We start from the raw sequence: 13,586 nt of genomic DNA, 5'->3' as shown, positions 1-13,586 counted from the left end.
CAATGCGCGAAAATCCTGCTATCACCCGCAGATCCCTTCTCAAGGGTGGATTTCAGGCTCGGCATCATATTTCGAGCGCCGTCGTCGTCGTGCTGCCGGCGCGAAGGGAAGAATTGAGCAGGCGACTGGCGGAAATGCCTGGCGTGGAGATTCACGCTGGCGAAGGCAGCCGGATCGTCGTCACGATCGAGGGTCCAGGCAGCGGCATGCTCGGCGAGACCCTGACCACTATCTCGATGATGGACGGCGTGATCGCCGCCAACATGGTCTTCGAGCATATCGAGGGACGGGAGGACGAAAGCAAATGACGTCATCCATCAACCGTCGTGATCTGCTGAAGGCGCACGCGGCGTCGCTCGCGGCAGCGTCGGCCGGGATCGTTCTCCCGGCCGCGGCGCAGCCCGTTCCCGGTGGCGTCGAAGCACTGGAGATCAAGTGGTCCAAGGCTCCCTGCCGCTTCTGCGGCACCGGGTGCGGCGTGATGGTCGGCGTGAAAGACGGACGTGTTGTCGCGACACACGGTGACATGCAGGCCGAGGTCAACCGCGGCCTGAACTGCGTCAAGGGCTATTTTCTTTCCAAGATCATGTATGGCGAGGATCGCCTGACAAGGCCGCTGATGCGCAGGCGCGGCGGCGCCTACGACAAGGACGGCGAGTTCGAGCCCGTCTCCTGGGACGAGGCCCTCGACCTGATGGCGCAGAAGTGCAAGGCCGTGCTCCGGGAGAAAGGTCCCGAAGCGGTCGGCATGTTCGGCTCCGGCCAATGGACCGTCTTCGAGGGTTACGCCGCAACCAAGCTGATGCGCGCCGGCTTCCGTTCGAACAATCTCGATCCCAACGCCCGACATTGCATGGCCTCGGCCGCCGTCGCCTTCATGCGCACATTCGGCATGGACGAGCCGATGGGCTGCTACGACGATTTCGAGCACGCCGACGCCTTCGTGCTGTGGGGCTCGAACATGGCCGAGATGCACCCAATCCTGTGGACACGGGTGGCGGACCGCCGGCTCGGCCATCCCCATGTGCGCTGCGCGGTTTTGTCGACCTTCACGCACCGGTCGATGGACCTTGCTGACATCCCGATTGTGTTCAAGCCGGGCACGGATCTGGCGATCCTGAATTACATCGCCAACCACATCATCCTGTCCGGGCGGGTCAACGAAACGTTCGTGCGCGACCACACTGTGTTCATGAGCGGGGCCACCGACATCGGCTACGGGCTGCGGCCGGACAATCCCGTAGAGATGGCTGCCAAGGGTGCGGCGGATCCCGGAAAAACGGAGCCAATCGACTTCGACGCGTTCAAGACGATGATCTCGGACTACACGCTCGAGATGGTCTCGGAACTGTCGGGCGTCGAGCCCGAGTTCCTCGAGGAACTGGCGGAGCTCTATGCCAACCCCGACGTGAAGGTGATGTCGCTGTGGACCATGGGCTTCAACCAGCACGTCCGCGGCGTGTGGGCCAACCAGATGGTCTACAATATCCACCTGTTGACTGGCAAAATCTCGGAGCCTGGCAACAGCCCGTTTTCGCTCACCGGCCAACCGTCGGCCTGCGGCACCGCGCGCGAGGTCGGCACCTTCGCCCACCGCCTCCCCGCCGACATGGTTGTGACCAACCCCGAGCACCGAAAGCACGCCGAGGAGATATGGCGTCTGCCGCACGGCCTCCTGCCGGAGAAGCCCGGCTTCCATGCCGTCCAGCAAGACCGCATGCTGAAGGACGGCAAGCTCAACTTCTACTGGGTCCAGGTCAACAACAACGTTCAGGCCGCACCGAACAATTCGAACGAGACCTATCCGGGCTACCGCAACCCTGACAACTTCATTGTCGTGTCCGATGCCTATCCGACCGTTACCGCGCTCTCGGCGGACGTGATCCTGCCGGCGGCGATGTGGGTGGAAAAGGAAGGAGCATACGGCAATGCCGAGCGCCGCACTCATGTCTGGCACCAACTCGTGGATGCGCCCGGCGAGGCGCGCTCCGATCTTTGGCAGTTGGTCGAATTCTCGAAACGTTTTACCACCGAAGACGTCTGGCCGGCCGACCTCCTGAATGCCAATCCTGACTACAAGGGCAAGACGCTGTTCGACGTGCTGTTCAGGAACGGCATGGTCGACCGCTTCCCATTAGGAGAACTCGACGCCGAGTATGAAAACAGGGAATCGCGCGAATTCGGCTTCTACCTGCAGAAGGGCTTGTTCGAGGAGTATGCCGAATTCGGCCGCGGTCATGGCCACGATCTCGCGCCTTACGACGTCTATCACGAGGTGCGTGGCCTGCGCTGGCCCGTCGTCGACGGCAAGGAGACGAAGTGGCGCTATCGCGAAGGCCTCGACCCCTATGTGAAGCCGGGCGAAGGCGTAAAATTCTATGGCAGACCAGACGGCAAGGCAGTGATCCTCGCTGTGCCTTACGAGCCTCCGGCGGAATCCCCTGACGAGGAATACGACGTCTGGCTGGTAACTGGACGCGTCCTCGAGCATTGGCATTCGGGATCGATGACGATGCGGGTGCCGGAGCTCTACAGGGCGTTTCCCGGCGCGGTCTGCTTCATGAACGCCGACGACGCGCGACGGCGCGGCATCAACCAGGGAGCCGAGGTCCGGGTCGTTTCACGGCGTGGCGAGATCAGGCTCAGGGTCGAAACCCGGGGGCGTAACCGCATGCCGCGCGGCGTGGTGTTCGTGCCCTGGTTCGACGCCAGCAAGCTCATCAACAAGGTGACGCTCGACGCCACTGATCCCATCTCCAAACAGACGGATTTCAAGAAATGCGCGGTCAAGGTCATGCCCGTCTGACGCGCCGCGCGCGCGTCGCACTTGTCGCCGCAGGCCTGCTCGCCGTCGGCACTGCGGCGTTGGCGCAAATGTCGGCCGAGATCGTCCCGCCGCTTACCGGGGCAGCGCAGCCCATGGACGAACTTCCGGCTGATCCGGCGCCCAAGTGGACAGTCGACGATATCAGAAAGATGCGCGCCTATCCCGACCAGCCGCCCGTCATCCCGCACTCGATCGAGGGCTACCAGCTTTCGGTCAACACGAACCGCTGCCTGTCGTGCCACAAGCGCGAGTTCACGCAAGGGTCGGGCGCACCGATGATCAGCGTCACGCATTACATCACCCGCGAGGGCCAGATGTTGGCCGACGTCTCACCCCGACGCTATTTCTGCACCGCCTGTCATGTGCCGCAGGCCAACACCGCACCGCTCGTCGGCAACACGTTCACCGACATGAGCAAGCTGGGCGTCGGCCACGCGGGAGATGAGTAGCATGTGGTCACGGCTCAAGGCCGCCGCCTTATGGGCCTGGCGCATATTGGCGACGCCCGCCGCGACGCTCAGCCTGGGCTTCCTGACGCTCGGCGGCTTTGTCGGCGGTGTGATGTTCTGGGGTGCGTTCAACACCGCCCTGGAACTGACCAACACCGAGCAGTTTTGCATCTCCTGCCATGAGATGGAGACGAACGTTTACGAGGAGCTCACGCGCACCGTCCACTTCTCGAACCGTTCAGGAGTGAGGGCCTCGTGCCCGGACTGTCACGTCCCGCACGAATGGACCGACAAGATCGCCAGGAAAATGCAGGCTTCCAAAGAGGTCTGGGGCAAGATCTTCGGCACCATCAACACCCGCAGGAAGTTCCTCGAATACAGGCGTGAACTGGCTGAGCACGAATGGGCCCGACTGAAAGCGAACGACAGTCTCGAATGCCGCAACTGTCATTCCTCGGTGGCGATGGACTTGTCCAAGCAAACCGAACGCGCGGCAACGATCCACACACGCTACCTCCTGTCTGGCGAGGCTACCTGCATCGACTGCCACAAAGGCATAGCCCACGAGCTGCCGAACATGGAAGGCGTCGATCCCGGCTGGAAAGTTCCCCCCGAATTTGAGGGAGAGGAACTGCCGGCGGCTTCTGTATTCGATCGCCTGGAAAGGACTGCGCGGTCCCCGCACGGAATGATGTGGAGCTTGGACGACGGCGCGCCTTCCAGATGATCGGGTGGCGGTACACCGCTCCATCCGGGGCTAGAACTCTGTGGGTGTCACGTGCGCCTCGCCCGAACGCTCAGCCACCGATCATTGGGCTTTCCGATGCACCGACGTACCTCGCTGACGATCCAGCCGGCGTCTGTGAGTGCGGACCGCAGGGCAGACTCGCGCCAGTACGTCTCGACGTAGCGCCGAGGCGCTGCAGCGCTGCCGTGTGTGGACACATTCTCGCCATCGCCCTCTCTAACCGAGGCGTGCAGTTGGCCACCGGGCCGGGTCGCCTCGGCAAGCCGTGCAAGCAGCGTGCCGAAATCCTCGCGCGCGACGTGAATCAGGCAGGCACAGGCCCAGATCCCGTCATACGGCGTGCCGGGACGCTGCGGGTCGGCCAGGTCTTCGGTCAGCGGGTCCAACAGGTCGGCCTCGAAGCCACTCTCGCGAAGCAGTTCGACGAAGCCCTTCGAAATGTCGGTGCGCCGGACGCTGATCCCCCGCTTCTCAAGCTCAAGTGCATCTCGCCCGCCACCGCTTCCGATCTCCAGCACCCTGCCAGAGCCACCCAGCTCGGTCACGAACGCATCGATCTCTGTCGCGACCCATTCTGGCATCGCCGCGGCCTCGGCAGCGTACTCCGCCGCGACCGTATCATAGGCCCGCACGGTATCCCGGTCGGTGCTCATCCTGGCGCTCCTCCTTCAAGACAAGAGGACCGATGGCGAGAGGGCCATCAACCCGTTGCGCCCCTTAGACGTTCGGAGTTGGTGACGTCGCGGGCGATTTGCTTCCCAGCCATAACAGAAATTCGATCTGAGACACTACCGGGCAGCCACGCTGATTGACACTTCGAAGCGACGTTTGGTCGGGAGTTGTCAACGAGGGACATTGATCTGAGACAACGACGATTGTGTGCGACGCGCGCATTGTGAGACTTCGATGAGGAGTTCCGCCATGATAATTCGACAACTATCCCTCGCCCAATGCACCGCCCTGATTTCTGAGAACCGGCTCGCGCGGCTCGCCTGCTCGTCCGGTAACCAGCCCTACCTTGTGCCAATCTACTACGCCTACGACGATAGATGCACCTATTCCTTGACTATGCCGGGCCGAAAGCTGGACACCATGCGGGGCAACCCTCAAGTGGCGCTTCTGGTCGAAGAAAAAGGTGAGGCCCGTTCTTGGAAGAGCGTCGTCGCCGAAGGCCGCTTCGAGGAGTTGCCCGACCGCATTGACATCAAACGAGAGCGCGACCGGGCCTGGTCTCTGCTTAGCCAGCACGCCAACTGGTGGGAACCCGGCGCGCTGAAGCCCGTCGTTGCACCGCTCGTCGACCATGCTTCGCACGTCTTCTTTCGAATCCATGTCGAGCGGATGTCCGGGCGGGAGGCCCATGAGAAATGAGGCAAAGCGGCGGATGCGCGTCGACGTCGAGCGTCCAAGCAGCTACTCGACCAGCAGGGCGAACGCTTTCCTGACGGCCGCCAGTGCATTTGGCGCCAGACGCACTGTCAGATCAAGACAAGCAGCGTCATCCGGCGCGGCAGCTGCCACGAAACCAAAACGGGAAGCGTTCAACTCAATAGCAGTCCGTCACGGCCCCCGCGTGAACGGTTCTCTCTGGATCACGTGCGGCGGTGGTGGCGCTTGTAACCTGCGCTGGGAAGGTGGCCCAACGTCCTGGATGTGAAGCTTCGCGGATGGTCACCTTCGCAAGGGATCAGCAACGAGGCTTGGCGCGGCCTCCGGCTCCCAGTCAGTTTTCCAAGAGCCGCCGGTCCTCCTTGGAAAAGGAAGACCGACGGACGAGGTTGGCGAAGCTGTGGCCCGGGTGGCAGCGGCCATATCGCCGCGATGTTTCCTTCCTGATCGCGGGATCGTGGTTCGGCGCGCCTTGGCACCAAGCCTGCCTGTCCGCTCGGTCCATCACTTCCGCCTCCTTGACGCGGCCCCCGCCGTCCGCGCCATTTCGCGTCTGTTGGCCCGCGCTACCTGGCCGCCACGGCCTGGCCGAAGAGTTCGGCGAACACGGCTTTGGCCTTGCCGGTCTGCTTGACGGCCTTCGCTGCGTCGAGGTTGACCGGCTGGCCCACCTCGATCAGGGCGACCATGCCCATTCCGTAGTGCGGCGCACACTTGACGCCGTAGACGCCTTCCTTATCGAGCGTTACCGTGAAGACCTCGTTGAACTTGCTCTTGAAGGCCTCGGCGCCTTCCGGGAGCATGCCTTTGATCGTTTCCACGTTGTGGCCCTTGTCGGTCGGCACGAAGCGAATGGTATCGCCGGGGGCGGCGCTGACGAAGTCGGGTTGGAACACCATCGCACCCTTCTCGCCCTTGTTCAGCATCGTGACCTCGATTTCGGCCGCGCCAGCCGCGCCTGCGATCGCGACGGCCGCGCCTAGCGCCAGCGCTGCGATGAGCTTCTTCATTTTCCTGGTCCTTTCCTGGTATGCGGCTCCAATGCCGTTGAAGGCTTTATTAGTGCGTGTCGCCAACAGGCAGTTTGCGCTGGCGCAAATAGCCGCTAGAAATCGAACAGGAGCGGCGCCCCACAGGAGCAGCGCCCCACAGGAACAGCGCCCCAGACTGGAAGCGAAGACAATGCCTCTCGACAGGTCCCTGATTTCGGGATTGCCCGCGTTTGCCGGCCTCGACGGCAAAGACCTCGATGCTATTCTCTCTCGGGCGCGGTCCTCCCGCTTTCCCAAGGATTTGGAGGTTTTCGGACAAGAGGAGGAGGCCACGTCCTTCTTCCTGCTCCTGTCGGGTCATATCCGCGTCGTCCGCACCTCGCCCGAAGGGCATCAAGTGATCGCTCGATATATCACCGAGGGTGAACTCTTCGGCATCGCCATCGCAATGGGCAGGACGACCTATCCGGCGTCCGCGGTCGCGGCGGTTGATTGCGTCGTCCTCGCCTGGCCCAATTCCGCGTGGGCAGAACTGCAATCGCGTTTCCCGACGTTCGGGGCCAGTGCCTACCGCACGATCGGTTCCCGCCTCCAGGAAACCCAGGCACAGGTCATGGAGATGTCGACCCAGCAGGTCGAGCAGCGCATCGCCCACGCGTTGCTGCGTATCGTCAGCCAGTCCGGACGAAAGACGCCAGAAGGGATCGAGATCGACTTTCCAATTACGCGTCAGGACATCGCGGAGATGACCGGAACGACGCTGCATACGGTCAGCAGGCTGCTCAGCGCCTGGGAAGACCAGGGTATTGTAAGGAGCGGGCGCCAGAAGGTCACCGTGACTGACCCGCATGCGCTCATGCTGGTGTCTGAGAACAGGCGCAAGGGGCCGGCTGCATAGCGCCGCCGTCACGTCGCTGGCATAAACGGGCGCGTTCAATACGAGCTTTGTAGAATGGGAGCAATCGGGGGTTCCGATAAGTTCCTACCGTCGATTCTCGTCGGAAGCCGACTTCTTCGAAAAGGGCGAGGTGAATGTTGGCCAATTCCGGGTCGCGTCGCGCAAAATTTGATCTGGATCAAGTCGCATTCAGCCGCGAGCGGTAATCGACATCAGCCAAACGTTTGGAATTCCAATGATCTCGGTGACGGATCCGCTATTTTGCCAACTGCCTCTCCGGGTGGAGCGTGCCGCATGCGGCGCATGCGGTTCAGAGCGCCGCGACGCCATCACCGAGGAAGGCCGACGGCGCGTTCGCAAGCGGATCGCTGCTTATCGCCTCGAGAAGTTCCTGGGAGAAGGATTCCAGGTCGACCCGATGGGCGTGGCATGCGTCGGCGACCGTATGGAAGATTCCGATCGGACAGCCGATGCAGAGCATTCTGTTGCGGATCATCACCCTTATGGTTGCCGGCCATCGCCGCATGATCTCGTCGACCATCATATCGGGATCGATGGTTTCAGGTTGGTTCACGATAGTCGTCTCCAAAGAAGGCCATCTAAACCGTCCGCCTCGCCCGGAACTTTGCGCAGGCGCAAACAAATGGCGGAACGAGCGGGCTGGGACGAATTGCGCGCTTGCCGTGCGGAAGTCAGGCACCTAAAAGTAGCAGGCACGATACCACTTTGTGTGCTGCGATGAATTCTGCTGTTTACGATCGCGCCCGCCCGCAGGCGGAAATGCCGCTGTCCCACCCGTTGGTCGACCGCGGGTTCATTGCCGCGCTTGTCCGCGATTTCTACGTCCGCGTCAGGTCGGATACTCGCCTCGGACCCATCTTCGCTGCGGAAATCCACGGCGACTGGGAACCGCATCTGGAGAAGATGACCGACTTCTGGTGTTCGGTCATTCTGAAGAATGGCGCGTACAGCGGCCGCCCCGTGCCTGCGCACCTTAAGCTGAAGCAGGTGCGCGAGGAGGATTTCGACATATGGCTCGGTCATTTCCGCAAAACCGTCGAAGAGCGATGCCCGCCTGAGGTAGCCGAAGTGTTCGTCGACCGCGCCGAAAGGATCGCGCGGAGCCTGAAGGTCGCCATGTTTTTCCGGCTTGATCGCCCGACCGCGGGGGCGGCGGGATGATAAACGCGGAAGGGCAGGCTTTTCCCGCCGAGACGACGGCTTTCGTAGCGTGGGCGGGCATGCTCGCGCTGACGTCGCATTTTCGTCTAGCTGACAGCCTGCTAGGGTGGGTTCTTTCTGCGATGAGAACCAGGAATCCGCGGGATGCGTCTCACCTTTCAGACGGACTATGCGCTCAGGATGCTGATCTACCTGGCGGTCCACCGGGAAAGACCGTGCCGAGTAACCGACGTGGCCGCGGCATACGGGATATCACGCAATCACCTCCTGAAAGTGGCTTTCAGGCTCGGGCGACTGGGTTACCTCACCACGGCTCGGGGGCGCACCGGCGGCATAGCGCTCGCCCGGCGGCCGGAGGACATCAACTTGGGTGAGGTCGTGCGGCACATGGAAGACGACTTCGCTCTGACGGAGTGTATGCGCAGGGATGGCGGCTTGTGCGTCATATCCCCTGCCTGCCGGCTCGAGGGCGTCGTCGTCAAGGCGCTGCAGGCGTTTCTCGCTGTCTTCGATGGCTATACTCTGGCTGACATAGCCGCAAACAGATCCGAACTGGTGGAGTTGCTTGAAATGCACAGAGTTTCTGGGGAAGTTGCCTGAGCGAATGCCGTACCTGGAGGGAATGCATGATATCGAACCTCAAATCCTCTGAACGGCAGTACGCCTTGCTCATCGCGGTGGCAGTAGCGCTCGCGGGACTCGCCATGGCCGCCCTCGGACGCTCGGACACTCTCGGGGTGCACGGCGTCATCGTCATGCTTTTCGCGGGCGTCGTAATCTACCTCCTCATGTCGTCGTTCTACGGCGCCGAACCGACCGAAGACCGAGCAGTCTCCTATTACGACGATCCCATCAAGGTCGGGATCGTGCTGTCGATGGCCTGGGCTGTCTTCGGCATGTTCATGGGCGTGTGGGTGGCCGCGCAGCTCGCCTGGCCAGACCTCGCCTTCGATGCGGCCTGGTCCAGCTTCGGGCGGCTGCGGCCAACGCATACGTCCGGCGTCATCTTCGGGTTCGGCGGCAACGCACTCATTGCCACATCCTTCCACGTCGTGCAGCGCACGTCTCGCGCGCGGCTAGCCGGCCAGATAAGCCCTTGGTTCGTGCTTCTCGGCTTCAACCTGTTCTGTGTTCTGGCCATTTCCGGATATCTGCTCGGTACCACCCAGTCGAAGGAGTACGCGGAAGCCGAGTGGTACGCCGACTTGTGGCTGGTGATCGTCTGGGTGACCTACTTCATTCTTTACATCGCCACGATCGCGCGTCGGAAAGAGCCTCACATCTACGTCGCCAACTGGTACTTCATGGCCTTTATCCTGGTCGTGGCCATCCTGCACATCGTCAACAACCTCGCGCTGCCGGTGTCCTGGGGGCACGCCAAGAGCTACACGATCTGGCCGGGCGTCCAGGATGCGATGGTCCAGTGGTGGTACGGCCACAACGCGGTTGCGTTCTTCCTCACCGCAGGTTTTCTCGGCATGCTCTACTACTACCTGCCGGTCCGGGCGCAGCGACCGATCTTCTCCTACCGTCTCTCGATCCTGAGCTTCTGGGGCATCACCTTCTTCTACATGTGGGCGGGTTCCCACCACCTGCACTACACCGCGCTCCCCCACTGGGTGCAAACGCTCGGCATGACCTTTTCCGTGATGCTTCTCGTGCCTTCGTGGGCATCCGCGGGTAACGCGCTGCTGACCCTCAACGGCGCCTGGCACCGGGTCCGTAACGATGCGACCCTGCGATTCATGATGGCCGCGGCAGTCTTCTATGGGCTCTCCACCTTCGAGGGCTCGTTCATGGCGATCAGACCGGTGAACTCTCTCTCGCACTACACTGATTGGACAGTCGGCCACGTCCATGCCGGAGCGTTGGGATGGGTCGCGCTCATCACCTTCGGCTCCGTCTACACGCTCGTCCCGGCGCTCTGGAAGCGCGAGCGGATGTATTCGGCCGCGCTCGTCGAGGTCCATTTCTGGCTCGCGATCGCCGGAACGCTGATCTACGTCTTCGCGATGTGGAATTCCGGCATCATCCAGGGTCTGATGTGGCGAACCTATACCGAGGAAGGCTCTCTCGCCTATTCGTTCGTCGATTCACTGGTGGCAATGTATCCATACTATATTGCCCGCGCCATCGGCGGACTGCTGTTCCTGCTGGGCGCACTGGTCGGCTGCTACAACATCTGGATGACGGTCCGTATGGTGCCGCTCGCGGCAGCCCGTGAGACAGACGCACCCGTCATCCCCGCCGCAGTACCGGGAGAATGACGGATGCCTGAACTTTTCCACCGCAAGATCGAGCGGTCCGCGATCCTCTTCGTACTTGGAATAATAGCTGCGGCCAGCGTTGGCGGCATCGTGGAGATTGCTCCCCTGTTCACCATCGACGAAACCGTCGAGCAGGCGCCCGACATGCGGGTTTACACCCCGCTGGAGCTCGCGGGCCGCAACATCTATGTCCGTGAAGGCTGTTACGCCTGTCACAGTCAGATGATCCGCACCCTGCGCGACGAGGTCGAGCGCTACGGTCCGTATTCGCTCGCCGTGGAATCCCAATACGACCGGCCGATGCTCTGGGGGTCGAAGCGGACCGGACCCGACCTTGCGCGTGTTGGGGGAAAATATTCGGATTTCTGGCATGTCGCACATCTGACGAATCCACGCGACGTCGTGCCGGAATCGAACATGCCCGCCTATACCTGGCTTGCCCGCACGACGCTGAAGACGGACGACCTGCCGCAGCATCTGGCGGCCCAGCGGGCACTCGGCGTACCCTATACCGAGGCGATGGTGGAAAACGCTGCCCGCGACGCCTACGGGCAGGCGACCCCCGACACTGATTTCTCAAGCGGGGTGACTGAGCGGTATGGTGACAAAACCCAGGTGAGCGCATTCGACGGCGTCACCACACACGTCACCGAGATGGACGCGCTGGTGGCCTACCTGCAGGTGCTGGGCAGGCTGACGGGAGCCGCGTACGAGGATACGGCGGCGCCGGAAAAGAAGCCGGACCCGGAAAGCTGACGGGAGGACCGATGATGGATTTCGACCACGACACGCTCGTTGCCCTGTCCAAGAGCTGGGGCCTTTTCTACCTGATGGGCTTCTTCCTCTGTGTCGTTGTCTACGCCTTCTGGCCGTCCAACCGAAAACGTTTCGACAGGGCCAAGACCAGCATCCTCGATCGGGACGACAAGCCATGGAAGTAAGCGAACGCGATCCCGCTACCGGCCGCGAAACGACTGGCCACGAGTGGAACGGCATCAAGGAATTGGACACGCCGGTCCCGCGCGGGGTCCTGATGTTCCTGATCGTCACGCATATCTGGGCGCTCGCATGGTGGTTCCTTGTGCCGGCATGGCCGTTGGGAACGACATACACCAAAGGGCTTCTAGGCGTTGATCAGCAGACGACGGTTGAAGCCCGGGTGATTGAAGGCCAGCGCGAGCGCGCCGCCTGGACGGCCCGGCTCGAATCCGAACCTTACGACGCCATCATGGCGGACGAAGCTCTGATGCAGACCGTCCGTCACACCGGGCAGCAGCTGTTCGGCGACAACTGCGCCGCCTGCCACGGACGCGACGGCAAGGGCGGCGCGAACTATCCCGATCTCACGGACGACGACTGGCTGTGGGGCGGCGGTCCCCAGCTGATCGAGCAGACGATGCGCGTCGGCATCAACACCGCCCATCCCGAAAGCCGTATCGGGCAGATGCCTGCTTTCGGCCGCGACGACATGCTCGACCGGAACCAGGTGCGCGACGTTGCCGCCTATGTCTACTCGCTGACAAATCCCGACACCTCGACACCGCAGAACCTCGGCCGCATCAACGCCGGCAAGGAAGTCTTCGTGACGACATGCGCGGCCTGTCATGGCGAGAACGCGCAAGGCAATCGCGAGGTCGGAGCGCCGAACCTGACCGACGCGTACTGGATCTACGGCGGAAGCATGGACACCATCATCGCTTCCGTCCACGGAGGCCGGCAAGGCCACATGCCGACCTGGGACGAGCGGCTGACCACCGCGGAAATTCGGACACTTGCGCTTTTTGTCCATGACCTGGGGACGCGCCAGCCATGACCCCCCGCAGAAGCACTCGCCTTCCCGGCGGATGGATCCTCTGGTTGCTCGTCCCGGCGGGGCTGCTGCTCTTCGCCGGCGCCAACGCGCATCTTGTCTACGTGGCGTTCCAATCGCAGCCGGACTGCGTGGCGCACGTGAAGGATACCAGCGACGGCGGCGGCTATCGCGCCGCCAAGCCAGCCTGCTGAAGGAGAAAGTCATGGGCGAAGCCGACGAATCCTACTGGCTGCTGAGCGAGACATCCGGCATCGGTGAGACCCGGGATACCAAGCTTCAACGCAACCTTCCCGTCCTGGAAGGATTGCGTTGGCTCGCTGCGGGCTGGCGCGATTTCTGGACCCACCCCGCCTCCAGCCTCGCTTACGGTGTCGGCGTTTTCGTGCTTTCGGTGGCGTTCGTGTGGACCCTCGTCGAGTTCGGTCGCGACTATATCCTGTTTCCATCGCTTGCCGGCTTCCTGATCGTCGCTCCGTTCCTGGCGATCGGGCTTTACGAGAAGAGCCGCGCGATCGGCGAAGGCCGCGAAATCGGGCTTGCTTCGATGCTTCATGTGCGACCGAGAGCGGGCGCGCAGATCTTCTTCACGGGCCTGCTTCTCTGTCTCCTGATGCTGCTCTGGATGCGGGCGGCGGTTCTCCTGTGGGCGCTGTTTTTTGGCGTGACGGCATTTCCGGGCCTCGACAATGTGATCGGGATACTGATTGGCACGCCATCGGGATGGGCGATGTTGATCATAGGAGCGGCGATCGGCGGTCTGTTCGCATCCTTCGCGTTTTCGATCAGCGTGTTCGCCGTTCCTATGCTGCTTGACCGGCGCGTCGATGCTCTGACCGCGATGGCCACGAGCATGAAACTGGTGTGGAACAACCTGCCGCCGATGATCGCCTGGGGTGCCATGGTGCTCGTGCTTTTCGGCATCTGCGTCGCCACTGGCCTTATCGGCATGATCGTCATCTTCCCGCTGCTCGGACACGCGACATGGCAGGCCTACCGGGCAGTGGCCCGGCCGGAGGCCTGA

General features: G+C 62.3%; 17 protein-coding genes. 14 read left to right on the top strand and 3 right to left on the bottom strand.

Annotation, left to right across the window (positions count from 1 at the left end; all coding sequences use genetic code 11):
* Positions 1-2 precede the first annotated feature (2 nt).
* The 4 genes from AC0L2C_RS27835 to AC0L2C_RS27820 are packed head-to-tail and all read left to right on the top strand — an operon-like array spanning position 3 to position 4,003.
* Positions 3-308: a chaperone NapD gene (locus tag AC0L2C_RS27835; protein ID WP_287239542.1), complete on the top strand. Its 306-nt coding sequence runs from the start codon at positions 3-5 to the stop codon at positions 306-308.
* The gene (gene napA, locus AC0L2C_RS27830) at positions 305-2,806 is read left to right on the top strand and encodes a periplasmic nitrate reductase subunit alpha (protein ID WP_287228104.1); all 2,502 of its coding nucleotides are present in this window, start codon (positions 305-307) and stop codon (positions 2,804-2,806) included. Before AC0L2C_RS27835 ends, napA begins: the two co-directional genes overlap by 4 nt.
* Positions 2,779-3,276, top strand: coding sequence for a nitrate reductase cytochrome c-type subunit (locus AC0L2C_RS27825; protein ID WP_287239543.1), 498 nt, complete (start codon positions 2,779-2,781; stop codon positions 3,274-3,276). The genes napA and AC0L2C_RS27825 overlap by 28 nt, the downstream gene beginning before the upstream one ends.
* Position 3,277: 1 nt before the next feature.
* A complete protein-coding gene (locus AC0L2C_RS27820; RefSeq protein ID WP_023798483.1) occupies positions 3,278-4,003 on the top strand; it encodes a NapC/NirT family cytochrome c in 726 nt (241 codons plus the stop codon).
* Positions 4,004-4,050: 47 nt separating this feature from the next.
* On the opposite strand, the gene AC0L2C_RS27815 is transcribed toward AC0L2C_RS27820, so the two are convergent.
* Positions 4,051-4,677, bottom strand: a complete 627-nt coding sequence (locus AC0L2C_RS27815) for a class I SAM-dependent methyltransferase (protein WP_128168230.1) — start codon at positions 4,675-4,677, stop codon at positions 4,051-4,053.
* 253 nt (positions 4,678-4,930) lie between these two features.
* On the opposite strand from AC0L2C_RS27815, the gene AC0L2C_RS27810 reads away from it, so the two are divergent.
* Positions 4,931-5,395, top strand: coding sequence for a pyridoxamine 5'-phosphate oxidase family protein (locus AC0L2C_RS27810; RefSeq protein ID WP_473524917.1), 465 nt, complete (start codon positions 4,931-4,933; stop codon positions 5,393-5,395).
* A gap of 584 nt (positions 5,396-5,979) precedes the next feature.
* Here the strand turns inward: AC0L2C_RS27810 and AC0L2C_RS27805 are convergent.
* The gene (locus AC0L2C_RS27805) at positions 5,980-6,423 is read right to left on the bottom strand and encodes a pseudoazurin (RefSeq protein ID WP_023798487.1); all 444 of its coding nucleotides are present in this window, start codon (positions 6,421-6,423) and stop codon (positions 5,980-5,982) included.
* 172 nt (positions 6,424-6,595) lie between these two features.
* On the opposite strand from AC0L2C_RS27805, the gene AC0L2C_RS27800 reads away from it, so the two are divergent.
* Complete coding sequence (locus AC0L2C_RS27800) at positions 6,596-7,303, top strand: Crp/Fnr family transcriptional regulator (protein ID WP_128168229.1); 708 nt, start codon at positions 6,596-6,598, stop codon at positions 7,301-7,303.
* A gap of 310 nt (positions 7,304-7,613) precedes the next feature.
* Here AC0L2C_RS27800 and AC0L2C_RS27795 read toward each other — a convergent pair whose 3' ends face one another.
* On the bottom strand, positions 7,614-7,877 hold the full coding sequence (locus AC0L2C_RS27795; protein WP_128168228.1) for a DUF1858 domain-containing protein: 264 nt from the start codon (positions 7,875-7,877) through the stop codon (positions 7,614-7,616).
* A 164-nt stretch (positions 7,878-8,041) separates the two neighbouring features.
* Here AC0L2C_RS27795 and AC0L2C_RS27790 point away from each other — a divergent pair, with 164 nt between their 5' ends.
* From AC0L2C_RS27790 to AC0L2C_RS27755, 8 genes are all read left to right on the top strand, one after another.
* Positions 8,042-8,485, top strand: coding sequence for a group III truncated hemoglobin (locus AC0L2C_RS27790; protein ID WP_128168227.1), 444 nt, complete (start codon positions 8,042-8,044; stop codon positions 8,483-8,485).
* Between the two features lie 144 nt (positions 8,486-8,629).
* Positions 8,630-9,085, top strand: coding sequence for an Rrf2 family transcriptional regulator (locus AC0L2C_RS27785; protein ID WP_128168226.1), 456 nt, complete (start codon positions 8,630-8,632; stop codon positions 9,083-9,085).
* A 26-nt stretch (positions 9,086-9,111) separates the two neighbouring features.
* The gene (gene ccoN / locus AC0L2C_RS27780) at positions 9,112-10,752 is read left to right on the top strand and encodes a cytochrome-c oxidase, cbb3-type subunit I (RefSeq protein ID WP_287228107.1); all 1,641 of its coding nucleotides are present in this window, start codon (positions 9,112-9,114) and stop codon (positions 10,750-10,752) included.
* A gap of 3 nt (positions 10,753-10,755) precedes the next feature.
* Complete coding sequence (ccoO, locus tag AC0L2C_RS27775; RefSeq protein ID WP_023798492.1) at positions 10,756-11,508, top strand: cytochrome-c oxidase, cbb3-type subunit II; 753 nt, start codon at positions 10,756-10,758, stop codon at positions 11,506-11,508.
* Positions 11,509-11,522: 14 nt separating this feature from the next.
* Positions 11,523-11,693: a CcoQ/FixQ family Cbb3-type cytochrome c oxidase assembly chaperone gene (locus AC0L2C_RS27770; RefSeq protein WP_023798493.1), complete on the top strand. Its 171-nt coding sequence runs from the start codon at positions 11,523-11,525 to the stop codon at positions 11,691-11,693.
* Positions 11,684-12,565, top strand: coding sequence for a cytochrome-c oxidase, cbb3-type subunit III (ccoP, locus tag AC0L2C_RS27765; protein ID WP_128168224.1), 882 nt, complete (start codon positions 11,684-11,686; stop codon positions 12,563-12,565). The genes AC0L2C_RS27770 and ccoP overlap by 10 nt, the downstream gene beginning before the upstream one ends.
* 44 nt (positions 12,566-12,609) lie before the next feature.
* A complete protein-coding gene (locus AC0L2C_RS27760; protein WP_306454942.1) occupies positions 12,610-12,756 on the top strand; it encodes a hypothetical protein in 147 nt (48 codons plus the stop codon).
* An 11-nt stretch (positions 12,757-12,767) separates the two neighbouring features.
* Complete coding sequence (locus tag AC0L2C_RS27755) at positions 12,768-13,586, top strand: DUF2189 domain-containing protein (RefSeq protein WP_287173627.1); 819 nt, start codon at positions 12,768-12,770, stop codon at positions 13,584-13,586.

It is taken from the genome of Mesorhizobium sp. WSM4845, from assembly GCF_055811455.1.
Note: the sequence above shows the minus strand (reverse complement) of the source record. Positions and strands in the feature narration are given on the sequence as shown.